General features: G+C 41.8%; 15 protein-coding genes and 3 pseudogenes. 11 read left to right on the forward strand and 7 right to left on the reverse strand.

Going from position 1 to position 15,030, the window contains the following annotated elements; genetic code table 11:
• Positions 1–449: 449 nt before the first annotated feature.
• The gene (locus L1D55_RS09650) at positions 450–1,124 is read left to right on the forward strand and encodes a hypothetical protein (protein WP_239917278.1); all 675 of its coding nucleotides are present in this window, start codon (positions 450–452) and stop codon (positions 1,122–1,124) included.
• A 236-nt stretch (positions 1,125–1,360) separates the two neighbouring features.
• On the opposite strand, the gene L1D55_RS09655 is transcribed toward L1D55_RS09650, so the two are convergent.
• The 3 genes and pseudogenes from L1D55_RS09655 to L1D55_RS09665 form a co-directional block, all read right to left on the reverse strand.
• Positions 1,361–2,350 (reverse strand): lipoprotein, encoded by a 990-nt coding sequence (locus L1D55_RS09655; RefSeq protein ID WP_239917279.1) that lies wholly within the window; start codon positions 2,348–2,350, stop codon positions 1,361–1,363.
• Positions 2,351–3,424: 1,074 nt separating this feature from the next.
• Positions 3,425–3,913 carry a DUF4262 domain-containing protein gene (locus tag L1D55_RS09660; RefSeq protein WP_239917280.1) on the reverse strand — a complete coding sequence of 163 codons (489 nt, stop codon included), beginning with the start codon at positions 3,911–3,913 and terminating at the stop codon, positions 3,425–3,427.
• A gap of 1,138 nt (positions 3,914–5,051) precedes the next feature.
• Positions 5,052–5,790 (reverse strand): annotated as a pseudogene (locus L1D55_RS09665) (IS6 family transposase).
• 67 nt (positions 5,791–5,857) lie between these two features.
• Between L1D55_RS09665 and L1D55_RS09670 the strand changes: the two are divergent.
• The 3 genes and pseudogenes from L1D55_RS09670 to L1D55_RS09680 all read left to right on the forward strand — a co-directional run.
• Positions 5,858–6,195 (forward strand): annotated as a pseudogene (locus L1D55_RS09670) (IS4 family transposase); the annotation flags it as partial.
• A 186-nt stretch (positions 6,196–6,381) separates the two neighbouring features.
• On the forward strand, positions 6,382–6,897 hold the full coding sequence (locus tag L1D55_RS09675) for a hypothetical protein (RefSeq protein WP_239917281.1): 516 nt from the start codon (positions 6,382–6,384) through the stop codon (positions 6,895–6,897).
• Positions 6,864–7,214, forward strand: a pseudogene (locus L1D55_RS09680) (transposase); the annotation flags it as partial. The gene L1D55_RS09675 and the pseudogene L1D55_RS09680, both read left to right, overlap by 34 nt.
• A gap of 1,129 nt (positions 7,215–8,343) precedes the next feature.
• Here the strand turns inward: L1D55_RS09680 and L1D55_RS09685 are convergent.
• The 3 genes from L1D55_RS09685 to L1D55_RS09695 are packed head-to-tail and all read right to left on the reverse strand — an operon-like array spanning position 8,344 to position 9,698.
• Positions 8,344–8,742: a hypothetical protein gene (locus L1D55_RS09685; RefSeq protein WP_239917282.1), complete on the reverse strand. Its 399-nt coding sequence runs from the start codon at positions 8,740–8,742 to the stop codon at positions 8,344–8,346.
• 47 nt (positions 8,743–8,789) lie between these two features.
• Complete coding sequence (locus L1D55_RS09690) at positions 8,790–9,146, reverse strand: hypothetical protein (RefSeq protein WP_239917283.1); 357 nt, start codon at positions 9,144–9,146, stop codon at positions 8,790–8,792.
• A gap of 60 nt (positions 9,147–9,206) precedes the next feature.
• Entirely contained in the window at positions 9,207–9,698 is a 492-nt protein-coding gene (locus tag L1D55_RS09695) for a hypothetical protein (protein ID WP_239917284.1), read from the reverse strand.
• A gap of 170 nt (positions 9,699–9,868) precedes the next feature.
• Here L1D55_RS09695 and L1D55_RS09700 point away from each other — a divergent pair, with 170 nt between their 5' ends.
• From L1D55_RS09700 to L1D55_RS09725, 6 genes are all read left to right on the forward strand, one after another.
• Positions 9,869–10,192: a hypothetical protein gene (locus L1D55_RS09700; RefSeq protein WP_239917285.1), complete on the forward strand. Its 324-nt coding sequence runs from the start codon at positions 9,869–9,871 to the stop codon at positions 10,190–10,192.
• Positions 10,193–10,234: 42 nt separating this feature from the next.
• Positions 10,235–10,753 (forward strand): hypothetical protein, encoded by a 519-nt coding sequence (locus L1D55_RS09705; protein ID WP_239917286.1) that lies wholly within the window; start codon positions 10,235–10,237, stop codon positions 10,751–10,753.
• 40 nt (positions 10,754–10,793) lie between these two features.
• Positions 10,794–11,642, forward strand: a complete 849-nt coding sequence (locus L1D55_RS09710) for a hypothetical protein (protein ID WP_239917287.1) — start codon at positions 10,794–10,796, stop codon at positions 11,640–11,642.
• 96 nt (positions 11,643–11,738) lie between these two features.
• Positions 11,739–12,554 carry a hypothetical protein gene (locus L1D55_RS09715; protein WP_239917288.1) on the forward strand — a complete coding sequence of 272 codons (816 nt, stop codon included), beginning with the start codon at positions 11,739–11,741 and terminating at the stop codon, positions 12,552–12,554.
• Positions 12,551–13,069: a hypothetical protein gene (locus L1D55_RS09720; protein ID WP_239917289.1), complete on the forward strand. Its 519-nt coding sequence runs from the start codon at positions 12,551–12,553 to the stop codon at positions 13,067–13,069. Before L1D55_RS09715 ends, L1D55_RS09720 begins: the two co-directional genes overlap by 4 nt.
• Positions 13,070–13,414: 345 nt before the next feature.
• Positions 13,415–13,789, forward strand: a complete 375-nt coding sequence (locus L1D55_RS09725) for an MbcA/ParS/Xre antitoxin family protein (RefSeq protein WP_239917290.1) — start codon at positions 13,415–13,417, stop codon at positions 13,787–13,789.
• 214 nt (positions 13,790–14,003) lie between these two features.
• On the opposite strand, the gene L1D55_RS09730 is transcribed toward L1D55_RS09725, so the two are convergent.
• Complete coding sequence (locus tag L1D55_RS09730; protein WP_239917291.1) at positions 14,004–14,432, reverse strand: antitoxin Xre/MbcA/ParS toxin-binding domain-containing protein; 429 nt, start codon at positions 14,430–14,432, stop codon at positions 14,004–14,006.
• A gap of 275 nt (positions 14,433–14,707) precedes the next feature.
• Here L1D55_RS09730 and L1D55_RS09735 point away from each other — a divergent pair, with 275 nt between their 5' ends.
• Positions 14,708–14,899, forward strand: coding sequence for a hypothetical protein (locus L1D55_RS09735; protein ID WP_239917292.1), 192 nt, complete (start codon positions 14,708–14,710; stop codon positions 14,897–14,899).
• Positions 14,900–15,030: the final 131 nt, after the last annotated feature.

A 15,030-nucleotide genomic window follows, 5' to 3' on the forward strand; every position in this document is an offset into this window, starting at 1 on the left:
TAACATAATATGGTAATGGGGGTCAGACAAAGACAGGCAAGTAAATGGGAAATTTCTTATCTCGGATGCGTCTTCACCCGAGTGAAAATCATTAACTGGGAATTCAAACTGTGAAGTGCATTGCACATTTGTTGAGAAGATGTAAACAGACTTCATCGAAAAACCCGTGCCAATAATTGTGACGCAATTCAAACCCAATCAAGAATTTAGCCATAAAAATCATATACTTATGCATAGGTAAAGTTCGAGCCATTGATATGTGAGAACAAAAAACATACAAAACAACCATTTACAAAACACCTTACATTAACCATGGCTATACACAAAGTTCGGTAAACAGCAATATCTTATTTGGTGATTTGCCAATACGAAAACCCTTAATTACTATTAATTAGTATGTTGAAAAATCTCAAATTTTTATTTAATTCTTAATGCGGTTGGGTGTCATTATGAGTAATAAGAAAACAGGAAATGAACCTGATACACACGCCGAGGAGCTCAGTTTGAAGCATCTTCGTCCTGTATCTTTCGACAGCGACACAACAGCTGACGCACATACCATTTTGCACAAAGTGTCTCTCACGGACCATGAAACGAACAAGTTCGATGCGGAATGCTGCAAGAAAGTGGCTGATAAGTTAAAACGCCTATACGAATCACGTGGTCTGATCGATGGGGATCTTACTGAGCACCACAAAGAAATGGTCAATTTTTCACCTGAAGTTGAGTTACAACGATACTTATCAAGCCAACCCAACCAAAACCAACGGCCCAGAGAAAATCGTCATTCAGACCACCAGCATTTAGTTCAAATTCCACATTACTCACTTGATACATCGGATGAACGCATTCTTGCAATAGTGGCCGAAGGGAAATATCTAGAAAACAAAATGAAAGAGCTTGGCGCTAAAGGTGGTGGGATCAATACCATGAAACGCTCAATCAAATGTTTAATGCCCGAATGGGTACTGAAGCATTTTGACGTTATCACTCCAACCCATTACAAAGCGCTCCATGTCCATAATTACACGGTCAGTCGGGAGGAAGCAGAAGCTTTTTTGGAAGCCTGCTCTAAGGTGAAAATGGGGTTCTTTTGTATAGAGGAGAAACCAAGCTTTCAATAGGCAGCGGTACGAACAGATATTTTCTATTTCTGTCATTCCACTTTCAGTGGAATGACTTCCCACCCGCTCGATTCTTAACTCACGGGGTGGGCAGACTCACTCAGAACATGCTCAAAAGTAAATGACGATTCATGAAGCTTACTGGCCGTTGTCTCAACAGAATTTTGGCCAGGTGTGAAGATTGTACGAGCGCCCCAAAAAGGTTTAGGGACGCTTACTTGATTAGAAAATGAATTTTAATCCTGCATCTGAGGCTTAATAAACTCATATTTCTTGCCTTGTGTGTATATAGCAGGAACATGAATGTTTAGCATTCGATATGAAAACTTCTTTCCACATGTTGAACAAGCCCAGTCTTCTATATTTTCGACAACGCGATAACCTGATTGTGGAAAAGATGGGAGATAGAAGTAAAACCCTTTTGGTAATTTAGCTGTAACGTCTTTTACGTACTGCTCGTAGCCCTCTACCCCCTCATACCCTTGAACTTTATTGTCATGAAAGAGATAAATTGAACCAAGACCGAGAGATGGTGTGTTCCAGATAGTTACATACTGAGAGTCGGCATCAATTAAGTTCGTCTTACCAAGCTTCATACCATTTTTGTTTTGGTAATCATCACTAACAAGCCCAAAACTGGTTTTCTTATCTTCACCAATAACGTAGCCTGTTCTTCCGTAAATCTTACCTCCAAACGTTGCTGTGCCTTCTTCCTGAAGAACTACATTAGTAAGGATATTTCCTTTATCTTTCAACGTTCTTAATACAGCATCTTCGATAAGTTTATTTGCAGCTGTATTTGCAGCAACTCCATCTTTATACAATGATGAATCAACAGCTATGATCCAGCCAGCTCTTGAGGCTATATGGTCAGATGTTACTAACTTCTCCAAAGAGCCACCAGCAAAGTGAATTGTTGCTCCCATCAAATTACCCGTAGCAAGAGAGATTGCCGAAGCTACATACGAAGCATCACCACGGTTATTTTCTAGAGAAGTTTCAATAGCCTTTATTTCTTCCTCAGTGAAGTCTTTCAGTGGGCTTTGGTAAGTATCGAGTCCCCAAGTGTAGGGCTGCCTCAAGTATGTTTGATTAGCAATATTTAATGCAAGGCTATTATCATCACTGAAAGGTACGGGCTGAACTTCAGTTTTTGGCTCAATACTTGACGAAGAACAACCTGCCAGTACAACAGCCCAAAAAGCTAGAAAAATAAGACGCTTCATTTTTGGAATCCTTTTATTTCACCTACAAATACCTCTTACAAGAACCAATGCTTGTAGATTAATAAAGGAGTTTACTACCCCCCCAATTGAAAAAATAACATTTCATTTTAAATTATGGACTTAACTCAAACTAAAAAGATGTTCTATAGCATATTTTACCGTAAATTTATGGCAACAATATAGCTAGCCGTGATCACAGCCCTTTCAACTGCTTATACATTTTGGACACCGAAACGAGTAAGCGCCGCCTTGTCAACATTCTTAATCGTTTCCCAGCGAGGTCCATAGTCTCTCGCAATCGCACTGGCGAGGATGTGACGGCACAAGCCATTAATTTGTTCACATAATCTTTTGGAATAACGTACACCTTTTTCTACAAAGTCACACTCTTTAATACGTCGCGATCTTTAGGTTGTACGGATTTGCCCAAGCTCAAAATTGATTCGACAACAACGGCTACTTATCGGTAAGTCATAAATGGTTCGACAAACGTAAGTATTGATGGTGCAAGTTTGGTTAGATTTTGGGTCAGTCACTTTAAATCGTCCGTCTCGACGACAGTAAACGTCAACAGTTTGAGTAGACTCATCGACCTTAATCGACTGGATTGCCAGCCCCTGGATATGTAAAAGCCGAGTAAGTAACTGGGTTAAAATAGGAACCATCCATACTGACTAAAAAAGAGATTAGTCTGTATGGTAGAAGTCAGAATTATCGCGTTATGACTCAACAGAGCAGCGAAGAGTCAAGAAGATCTATGATTTAGATAAACACTAGTATGATACTTTTACTCGTGTACAACTGAGTGTTCGAACAAATCAATAAAGCACGTCTGAAGCCATAGATTCGAGCCAATAGTGCTTTCACCTGTTGCTGTGCAGCCCTTTCGGATTTTTATACAGGAAACTGGAAAAGTACTCTTTTAGAAGTGGCTTATCAGACCAAACAGTCGGGTCTGAATATACTTAGATCCCGCCCGTTTACTACATGAAATTACATACCTGTTCATTGATTTATAGTGTCCATCCTTAGCCAAATACAAGTCGAATCATGGTGACACGACTTTGCCAGTATTTAGATATACAATTTTTCAAATTGAGCCACATCGAAGAAGATACTTTGATATGACTTCCACTTTGCATCAACGCCCTCTTGCCATGGAAAGCGGCCATTTGGATCGGGTAAAACCAGTTGAAACATCGGAATTTGCTTGTCATTCATACCCAGTGTGGTTTCAGCGATAGTGAACGTCCCATCAAGCATACAGTCCTGAGACACTTTAACCAACGCAACCGGTACATTGAATACCTCTTCAACATAAGTGATAGGCTCATCTAACTCAATTACACGTTCTTTGAGTTGATTAGCAAAATGATTACCAAAGAAGTGCATTTGAACCGGACTTAAACCCGTGAGGGCGATCTCGAACTGATTATCCGTGCTGACGGATAGACCAACCGAATACACATAATCATTACCCTTTGGGCTAGCAGTCATAATGAACGTGGTCTCACCCCGATCTAACGACTTAGAAATTGAATCAACAACTTTAAAACGTTCCATAATTACCTCTCTCATTGTGTGGATGGGAGTATTATGTAAGTCCTTTTGCCCGTATCCCCCCGATGTATGAATCGTCCAAGCATTCAAAAGGGTTCATGGATTAAACGGGGGGTAACCTGTAGTTGGTTCGAGGTTTAATTTCATGAAACGAAATCGGTTTGCTTCATCTTCACACTGAAAAACGGAGGTAAGGTTGGGATTACTAAAATCCTCCCTGTCTCTTTTATGAGAATGAGTGCAAATTGTACCTTATTTTCTTGATGGAAGCTGTCTTGCTTGGTGAACAGATATTAATGCGTGTGAGTGCTATAATACGAAACACTTAAAATGGCGTTAGGAAATGAAGTACACGACTTAGAAAAATTCCCGGGTGAACCATATCTGTCGCTACATTGTTACCTTTATTCAAAAATTTATACTAAGTCTTCAAATTCTTTCCGTTAATTGACATTTTGAACCAAACTCATCTGCATACTTTTTTACATGGACGGAAGTTCAATATCATTAGTATAGCAAACGACTTTATAATGAATGCTATAATCACATAACAAAAACAAATATAATACCCACAACCATTCAAATTTTGAATGAAAGATGGGTGGAGCCTTTTGTATAAGGCACTGAACAAAGAAAAAAGCTAACCACGTCAAACGTTGCAAACAAGTTGATATATCCGATTAAAAGTATAGGGATGTAAGTCCAAACATTTCCTAAACGTTTATAGCCATACGTTAGTCTGGTTTAACAAAAAGATAAGAAGACTAAGTTAATATTATGCAACTACATCATACGCACGAGCTAAACACCTCATCGAATCCATTTGAAACGTTTGATGAAAATATCATTATGTTTTTGGAACATTACCAGATCCGAGACTTTAGTTTCGAATCCCTCACTGCCTTTTTAAAAGCGGAATACTGCGCAGCTAAAAAAACCACTTCATTAAACATCTCCTATCAGGAGTGGGCCGTGAAGAACGATGAGTATGTATCCACTGTCTCATCCTACTTCATATACAAAAACTGGTTAGTCCAATATGCACCACAAGATTCGAGTTCAATCGTTACACTTCATTGACTGAACGGGCTTGTTGCAAAAATGGAAGATGTGTCTGAGGCTCCCATATGAGCACTTCATTTCATTCGTATATTCCAAAGATATTGAAGAGTTCATTGAGGAAGACGGATCTCTCCTGCACCCTCAGTTTTGGTTCATCGCGACGTAACCAAAAATCAAACTGGCCTTTATTCAACATCCGGAACCATTCAAAACCTTGAATCATTGCCCAGGCCCGCTTTCGCACCTTGAATCCACCTGTGCCTTCGATAAGCTTTTTAATCGGAGCGTGGTCAGATTCAATGCCATTGTTAAGATATTTCACTTGCAGATGTTCTACATCTTGCCGTAAACGGCCTTCACGCTTGAGGCGGGCAATGGCGTTACCATAAGACGAATGTTTATCAGTATTCAATGTTTGGGGGATGAAAGGATGTTTTATAGCGGCGTAAGCAGCGTTTTAGGAATTGATAAGCCGCCTCTTTATTGCGTTTACGAGAGAAAAAGAAACCCAGGCTTTCCCCACGTTTATTGATGGCTCGGTAGAGATAATGCCATTTGCCTTTCACCTTGACGTAAGTTTCATCAAGCTGCCAGGAGGCGTCAATACGAGTGAATTGATAACGGCGTAACTTCTTATGTAGGATAGGCCCATAGTGAATGAACCAACGATAAATCGTGGAGCGATTAACGAAGACACCTCGTTCGGACAACATATCACTGAGGTTTGCATAGCTCATTGCGGTAGTGCCATACCAACGGACACACCACAAGATAAGTTCGGGGGTGAAATGTCGCCATTTGAATTCAGACTTGACCATAACGTGTTGCTCAGTGATGAATCATAGTTAAAGTCTGGCGGCTCGTGAGGTTTTTGCAACAAGCCCTTTTGAAGAGTTAAAGTCTCACACCAACTGGCAACGATTTGTCACCGCACAAAAGGCCATCGTTGATGGGCTCATCTGGGCCAATTTACTTGCGCTGATCATTAGGCGTAGTATTGCGCTTCAGATAATGCCATCGGTCTCATTGTTTAAAGCGGCAAAAAATGTGGATGTCTGGCTGTTACCAATATTTGAATGTATCAGTCACGGCGCATGGTCAGAAATCAGCAATAAAATCGAATCTGCTACCAGTTATATATCAAGGAACGCTCAAAAGTCCGCGCAGAGGAAGTCAAAAAAAACATTACGTTAGACGGAATTTACGCTGAGCTTAATGCTTAAGGTTCTGTCTATGAGGCGCTCTTAAACTTGGGCGGGCTTTGCCAAGTGTGATTGGATGGTTATAGTTTTACTCGATGATACGCAGCGCCAAAGTTTGAACGAAGTGTGCCTTTCACTTCTGGATCGAGGTAGATTAAGGGTGTGTCACTCCATATAATAATGAAAATTTTTCACTGGTATCAACTTATGCAATCTTTCCATCAAGTCTACGACAAAGTTATTGAACAAAAGCTCTATGCACAAAACCCCGTACCAACTCAATCAGCATTAGACTGTTTCAAAAAATTGTTGTTTCAAGAGAAGCTTACCTCTAATGAGTCGTTGAAAAACCTTATTGCGTTGGGACTTGAGCTTGACTTAATTCCATATCTAAAGCGTCATGGTTTAAATGTTGAAAACACTAGCTTTAATACTGGTGATTTGATCGGTATTTACTTTGCTAAGACTGTCAGATTAGACATAAATGACTCTTTGTATATTCGTGGCAAGTTTTGTGGACTCGACCTCGCTGAATCGACAGTAAATTTACAATACTTTGCTCCTAACAAGAAAGTGAATGATCAAGTTCTAAAACTAGCCAAAAGTTATGGTATTGAAGATCAAATTGTACGTGGTTCTCTCCGAGTCTCCCTAGAGGATGATCAGCTAAGTAATGTTATCGAAGACTTCATAGGAATGGTCGAACGGAATCCCTCATTTTGAGTCCAGAAGCTCTGATAGAGCGCATGATTGAGCATATTCCAGATAAGCACTTCAAAATGATTCGATACTTCGGTTTTCTATCAAACCGACTTCGTGGTGAGATGCTCTCTAAGGTCTACGATGCCTTAGGGATCGCGTCTAAAGACGCACCTGAAATGCCCGGCTACGCCGCCATGTTGAAAGGGTATGTGAAGGTTGATCTGTTTGAGTGCATTCTTTGTGGGCACCGTTTAACGTTTCTTCGCTTTAGGGCTGGGGAGCAGCTGTCAGAGCTGGTCCACCATGTTCTAGTTCAAGCCCAAATCAGGTCAATTTAGGCATTTCGCAGGATGAGAGTATCTAAAATCCCGAAAACAAAATGAAAGTGTACAACAAACACTCGTGTTTAGATTGTAGAGCAAAAGTTAGATCAGTCAGCGACTCATTCTGACGTAGTTATGCCGCGATCATTCAGGTAAGGAATCATTCAGATTCCTTTAACCTTGGAGAGAAAAAAAGAACCTTTCCCCTCGACAATTTCTCGTCCTTTCGAGCCCCAAATTATCACCACGTACCTCCTTTAACTGCTAACGTTTTCTATACGGCGACAGGCCATTTATGTGCGTTGATTTATCCCCGTTTATCTTTAATAGTCAACATAAATTCAGTGGGATTAAAGGAATTGATTGGGGGTGCGTAGGCGTTCGATTTACCATAACGGCACTTAGTACGCATCTAAACCAATACTTTTGCTAGTGCGATGCTACTCATCGCGCTAGCTCTTCACAAGTAAACTTGCCATACCTGTAGTTATTGATGATTTTCTAATATTCGATTTGCCGAAACGCATTTTTGTCCAAAAGCGAGCTGTAGGTCATAGAAACACTGTTGCCAATATGCATTTGCGTGCCTATTATTAACTTGCTTACTTTGAACATCATCATGTCACCCATATTTTGCCCACTTTCTTAACTTCGATCCGTGGGCTTCTTTTCACTTTGTCATACCTTAAGTTATTCATGAATTTCGAATATTCGATTTGCCGAAACTGATTTTTGTCCACTTCTGCGTTAACGTAATTACTCAGTTGTAGATCTTGAAATGAGTTTCTACTCAAGTGATTCAGCATCCAGTCGTTACTGAGTTTATTGTTGGAGTCCCTGAGTCTTCCCATTGGTATAAAAAGTAACAACTAGTATTGAGCACTTCATTTTTTGTTAGCTAGGTACTGTTGATATCGCTGCTTTATCGGTCTGATTCGTTTAAGGTGCTGCAATTACTTGTTCCATGTTCAATCCCTTGTGTTATTCACTTAGTTGCTTCGAATGAGTCTATACCTGCCGCTTTGAATGGACAAAAAAGACGGGGGGAGGTGAATTAAAATGGGGGAAGTCCAATGACATATGCCTGTGCTTTCGATGCGACTGCCTAAGTCCTTGAATGTAAGCCACCAGCAAACATCAGTAGTTACTGAATGGCTAACACATAGTTTGGCAAACAGTTAACACGTATAGCACGATAGATCGGCGTGTTGTTTTCAGATGAGCTGAATTTCGCCGTTTCAATGCAATAAAAGTGGGGAGCTTGTGATTGATAGGGACAATAGCCAACATACGACGCAGCGTTTGTTTCAAAAGGCTCAAAATCAATTAGCGTACCTCGGATGAAGGCATGCACCAATTTTGATTGCTCTCGTTTAACCCTTGCTTGCCCCTTCTCGTTTACGACAAACTCACAGTCAATCAATGACACTGAGGAAGAGTAGCCAATCACCTTTCCATAAGACTCTTTCTCTCGTGACCGAATAGAATACACACGCGTCGTATCGGTGGAGCGATGTAAGTTCAGATACAAATCAACTTTCACGTCATGCTCTCCAAGGTCTTAAGAGCAAGAATCGAACAAGGTGTCAATTAGTAATAACGAGCTTCATGAGCAGCTTTGAGTTTTTCCATCAATGACGACAAAACAGCGGCTTCCGTTTCAGGCAGGGAATCACGAGCGAATGCTTCTAAGAACTCGAAATCCAGCGCTTCATACGTAGCATCGAACTGACATACCTCATTCGGAGCTTCAACTGCTGTTCTGTGCATGTCATCCAATAGTTTGCAATGGTCTAGGTATTGCTCGGTCGCTCCATCAAGCAACTGGTTGGTTTCAAGCCAATGAAGGAGCCTATTCCATGCCATGTCTTCGTCCGTGGCATAAACAAGGTATGATTCTGGTTCGACACCTTCTGCGTGAGTAACGACTAAGTACGGTTGTTTCATGTCTATCTCCAATTTAAAACGTTAGGGACTGGGTGCTGCCCACGCCCCGTTCCAGTTAGGTTATGCCAGTTCGTGAGTGTGCTTTGTCGCGATGTCCACAATTTCGCTTTCGAGGAATTCCTTGATTTTACTTTTACGAATTTGCTTCAAGTTCTTGGCTTTAAGTTGAAAGTCTTCAATGGTTTCCTTGCTGGTGGCAATTTTCGATTTCCAATACTGAACATGGTCAGGGTCAGATTTCAGCTGAACCTTAAACTCATCAAGATCACATTGCGTGTCATTGACCACCCACAGGTGAGCAAGCAGATCCGTTCTGGATTTATCTAAGATATGACTTTTGCAGGCCAGCATCGCTGATCGTTGGTCTTTATGCTCAATGAAGGAAAAGCCTGAATTTTCAGGTAACGAAGGCATGAGCACTTCTACAATCTCGTTGCCTTGACTGTCGTAGCCACCATGAGCACTTGGGTACTTCGATAGCATAAGAATGCCGCAATATGCGAGCTCATCATGAATGACTTGATACCAGACGTTGCCCCAAAACATTGCCATGTGATTTCTCCATTCGTTTATGTGTAATGACAACCAAAGCATAGGTTCAACCTCTCTCTTCCCCCCACTCACTCTGGCAAGTCAAACGATATCGACTCTGAACTCCAATATGGGGGAACCCTTCCATTCATCGAATAAAGTATCCCTAACGCCAATCACGGAGATGCAGCATGAACAACCTGACTTTTGAACAATGGGTGGAATCCTTTAAACCAATCATCAATGAGAATGGAGGTAGCGCCATCTTCCTTGATGACAAATGCATCTCATTCGAAACCTATGGCAACGACCTAGAAACCATCAAAACAACCGACGCAAGTCGAGTCTGGACGATCATCGAGATTGATATCGACGAAGAAGAAGATGAGCTGCGTGAGCCTGTCGACAGTAAGTGGGTAATTGTGAATGGTTGCCATTGGGTTAACCGAGTCGGTTACATCATTACTGAAACGAAATGGCAAGAGGGCAATGAATACGAAATTACTTACGACTGATACAAATCAGACCGACTCCTGAAGACGCAAAGAGAGGCAAATATGGACATTAATAATCAAAAAATCGTCGCTAACGATCTACTCAAGGCAAGAAGTACTGCTGATCCATCAATCGTATTGGAATGTGCTGATGGCAAAGTTCGCATTTATTCGTTTCCAATCTCAGACCAAGACAGCAAAGAAAAGATGACCATGGCGCTGCGCGTACTGATGGGTAAACTCAACGTGCTCAAATACACGTTCGTTCTAGAAGCTTGGATGAGTACCAACCCCGACATCCGACCTTCGATGTCGTCTACACGTCAAGAATATATGGTGTTTTTGATCAATAACCGTGTAGACGAAACATGCACCTTCTGGCCAATTCAACGCAATGAAGATGGTTCTGGTTTTGTCACCGAAACACACGATGTAAACCAAAACGGACAATCCGGTTTAATGTGCGATTTGTTTGACACTGAACCGTATGAAAACCTCAGTTTTACGAAAAAAAGAGCGGTCGACAAATTGGTTCTCCGATTACTGAACATGCGTGCAGAAGCAACGCCCACCATGCATTAGTTTGATCGTTCCCATGTAAAAAAGAGCACCATTGTGTGCAATGGCAAAGCATTTCAATCTTGACGGTACTTCGCTGAATGAGCAGGACTGGCTACGCCAGGTCGTGATAGTCTTCTTGCACAAACTAGACCCTGATCATAACGTTTGCTCGGATGAGACTATCGCTCTGCACGACAAATGGTTAGCTGAAATCGTTGAGCCTAGATTTAAGGGATTGAAACATTTAAAGAACTGGGTGAGCTCTCGCTGGCAGGTGCTGCATGACGAGGTCGATAGTGCTTTGCCTACAATTGAGTGGTTTAGTGACCTTGGCTTAGTGATACGCGAGGGGGTGAAATCCACTTACTTGCATGAATTTATTGCAAGGGTCACCGATGCTGGCTTAACGCAAGTGGTTTCGCTAAACGGCTGGCGTGAATCAGAGTACGGTTGGTCGCTTCAAGATATCCACATCACACGCAATCGTGATGCGCTAGACCAACACACCATACCTTTTCGTTATAGTGTAAAATGGGTAGTACCAAAGACGCATGGTGAGGCTAAGCTAAACCGCGAAATCACCCAAAGCACCTATCAGGCTACGCAACAATTGGTGCAGTTGACTATGGCTTCCTCCGGAAGTCCCGCCCTCTACCCGAGCCACAACCTCAAAGCACCGGAAAAATCTGGTGAGACGATCAAGAATCGTGTTGCAAACCTGTGGCGCCACTTCGTTGATTACTACACGCCCTTTGTTCAATTAGACAAAGCACAAGCCCTCAACAAACTACAAGCACAAGCAAAGGCTCAAGTATTAACTCATGAGAAAAAACAACAACTCACCCAATTGTCCAAGGAAAGTGAAAGAGAAGGTTGGGCTCGCCTACTTCAAGACCGTCTGCTTATCTAAGCGCATCGCAGAGCTCGTGAAGAGCGAGACCGTGTCATTTTCTTTCTTGACAAGAACGCTTCGAAAAAACTACTTGAGCGCTATTGCTGCGGTGAATTGCCAAGCTCGATGCAACAACTGCTCGACAAACACTTATGCGTTGCCACAAAACAAGATATCCGATCTCGCGCAGCATCAATAGATTTCCCTGCAAGCTATACCAGAGCAGTGAAAAACGAAATAGTGGAGGAGTGCCTCTATCCAACCCCGCATGCATTGCGACACATCTGGGCAGAGGCGGTATACCGTCGCTTCGACGGTGACGTAGGCTGGATGATACGTTCACAATTTAAACATGTTAGTCAAAACATGTGGCTCGCTTACATTCGAAATAAAGACAACCGCCGACAGCATGATGCCGTTAAGAGGCGCGTCATCAATACTCTGCTGAGTAATTATATGAAGAAGAAAGGCAGAGGCTTCGCGGGTAAGCTCAACACCCTGCTTCGCAGGACGTTTGCCAAAACTCAGGTCGTTGCCACTGAGCAGATTGATGGTTTGGTAGCACAATTTGCCGAGCAAGAAATCAAAGACATCAAATCAAATCCATGGGGGTTCTGCATTCTACTCAAGCATAACCAACACCGTGCTAAATGCGCCGTAGAGGGTTCTCCTCAGAGACAAAATGCCTGCGTAGGATTGTGCCTTGACTGTGTGAACAACCTATCTCAAGAGGGTAATGTTCAAGGTATTTTGTTTGGAATAGCCAATGACATCAAACTTCTAGAGACACCAGAGGCTCCAGCAGCATGGCGTGAGCCTGCATTCACAACAGTTAAAAATGCCCTCAAGCACCTGAAAAAACTGTCCGTGGACCAACGCATTATTGACGCCTTACAGGCGACGTTAAACACTAAGGAAAATACAGCATGAGTCTAGATCTAATGCACCTGCAAGCCCAGTTCGAGCAACAGCCCGAAGAGCTACCTAACTGGGTCTCAGCCGAAAACAAATCACTAGAAGCTTGGCAAGCACTACAGACGCTTGAAAAAGCGCGCCAAGCATACATCAAGAGCCACCGAAAACCAGAGGATTTCAAGAAGACTAGTCTTTGGCAAATCAGGATTAGTGCGGTGGCGAAGGCAATTGCAGTGCAACCTTCCTACCTCGATCTAAATCGCGGCGTGAAGTGGTCGTCTAATTTTCGTGAAGCACTGGATAAATGCAATAAAGGACTAGCCAAAAACAAGGAGAACCGGGTCGAAACCTACCGGAAAAACAAGACTAATGGGCTCGCTGCAAAAAAACGAGATGAAGTCGATGCACTAGTCCGGTTACTTAGAAAAGAGAATGAAGCACTAAATAACAAACTGAGCGAAATTAGCCTAGAAGGTATACGCGTAATTTTATCACTACCCGTCAAGAAAGCGCTGAATTTAGACTTCTAAAAGCGGGAGAGTACAATGACTAATGGACAGCAGAATGCAAAAGAAAACCTGACAACTTCACGCAAGTACTACTCAATGGCAAGCTCAGTCGAGAGGAAGTAGCCAAAAATTGATTATTTCGTAAATCGCCTCTGCCCCAAACCTTTTTAGAGTCTGCTCACTTTTAGATAAGAAAGAGTAATGTTCTTGGTTGCAATCCAATTGGGCAACAGCCTTTTGGACAAACTCTAGCCCATAATTGTGCAAGTTGCATGTTCGTTCCAATTAGTGGCAATCTGTTTTTGCTAAACTAGAGTAAGCGTGTCATAAAATCACCATGTGAATAGAATAAGGTTCCAAGCAGCAATGAAAGTTAAAATTGAGAAGACCTGTGATGGTAAAGCTTTCTTCAACATTCCAGAAATACTGCAAGAAGAATTGCAATGGGAAGAAGGCGATCAAATCGAATGGCTCGACAATAACGATGGCTCATGGACTTTACGCAAAGTTGAACTTGAAGATGATACCCAGTCGAAGTCTATAGAGTACATTCTTTCACAAGACCCTACTTTAAAAGAGCAAATGGAGGATGTGTTTGAGGACTCTGGTTTGAAAGCAGAATGGTTAACTTCCGCAATTCCAGCGCTATCTGGTCTAACTCCGCTAGAAGTTGTGCTTAAAGGTGATTTAAAACGCGATTTAGATGCATTAAATCGTATCAAGTATGGTGATTTTTCTTGAGATACTTTTATCTCATAAAATCAGGTTGATATGTTGAGTCATTGGCCATCTCTTTCCGGATGAAGCCTACTTTGTAAGGCAGAGATACGCTACATGGACTGTAACTAACACGCTTGTACCCAATCATAGTGTATCTAAGGAGCTATGTCGCAGAACCAAACAGACCAACTTTCCCTGCTATGTCAGAATGACCAGACCATCGGTAGGTTTCCAGTTAAGCCATATATCCGAACTTCAACTTATTGATCTCTTCTGTCACCAGAATGATACCAGTTTTTGTGTCACAGAGTGAAAGTGGTGCTTCGTTTTCAAACACCAAACTGGGTTTATTTAACCAGCGTAATGCCGCATCACGATCACCAAAATACTCATCTGCTTCTTTGACCATATCTGCAGCAAGCATAAGAGCATGTTCACTGGCAGTTGGGCTTAACTTTGCGTTCGGCTCTTTCATTTTTCGCTGGAGAGTACGCAGATTAACGCCAATAATTTTCGCGTAATCTGTCTTAGTCAAACCAAGAGTTAACATTCCTCTATCCAGCGTTTCAACAGGAAGTCCTTGACGAATAATTTTTAGACAATCGATTACGCTCTGAGCTTTACTCTTTTCACCCCCGAGCATTGCATAAGCAACACTGAACATTAAAGTACCTCCGAATCTAACTACATTTACACAATAGGTGACAAATGACGTAGTTTGATAACTTTAACACGGAAATGTTTCGACGTTTGCTAGTTGCATAATCTTTTCAATTAATGGCAAGCTGGCTTTGTTTCACTAAAACTAATCCAAGCATCGTATTTTTGTAAATGCTATAAACGAGCAGTGGTTCATGGAAGACAGCTACAATAGAGGAACTGATAGGATTGTTCGCTAGTAATAATTAGCGCGTCTATATAAACAATGAGAGGACTAGGATGTTGCTTTTAAGTGTTGTATCCGCATTGAGTTTAGCTATTGGTGTTTTTGCTCTCTATGCGCAAAAAATTCACATTTGGCTCTCGAAACATATGGATGAATATGAGGAAGAGCTAGAGAAAAACAATCCAGAAGAGCTAAAAAAGCTGAAGAAAAAATACCCACGCACTAACCACTTGATGCAACCGTAAAATTTATTAAATTTTCGGTTAATCTTACCGCCATTCATACCATTTTTCTGGGAAATTCAGATTCAACCTTAAATGAGGTTAGGTTTACAGTAGCTCCAATATCAACATGCGATAATGTAGTGGACATCAAA

This window comes from Vibrio sp. Isolate22, assembly GCF_022398115.1.
In the GTDB taxonomy this organism is placed as follows: Bacteria; Pseudomonadota; Gammaproteobacteria; order Enterobacterales; family Vibrionaceae; genus Vibrio.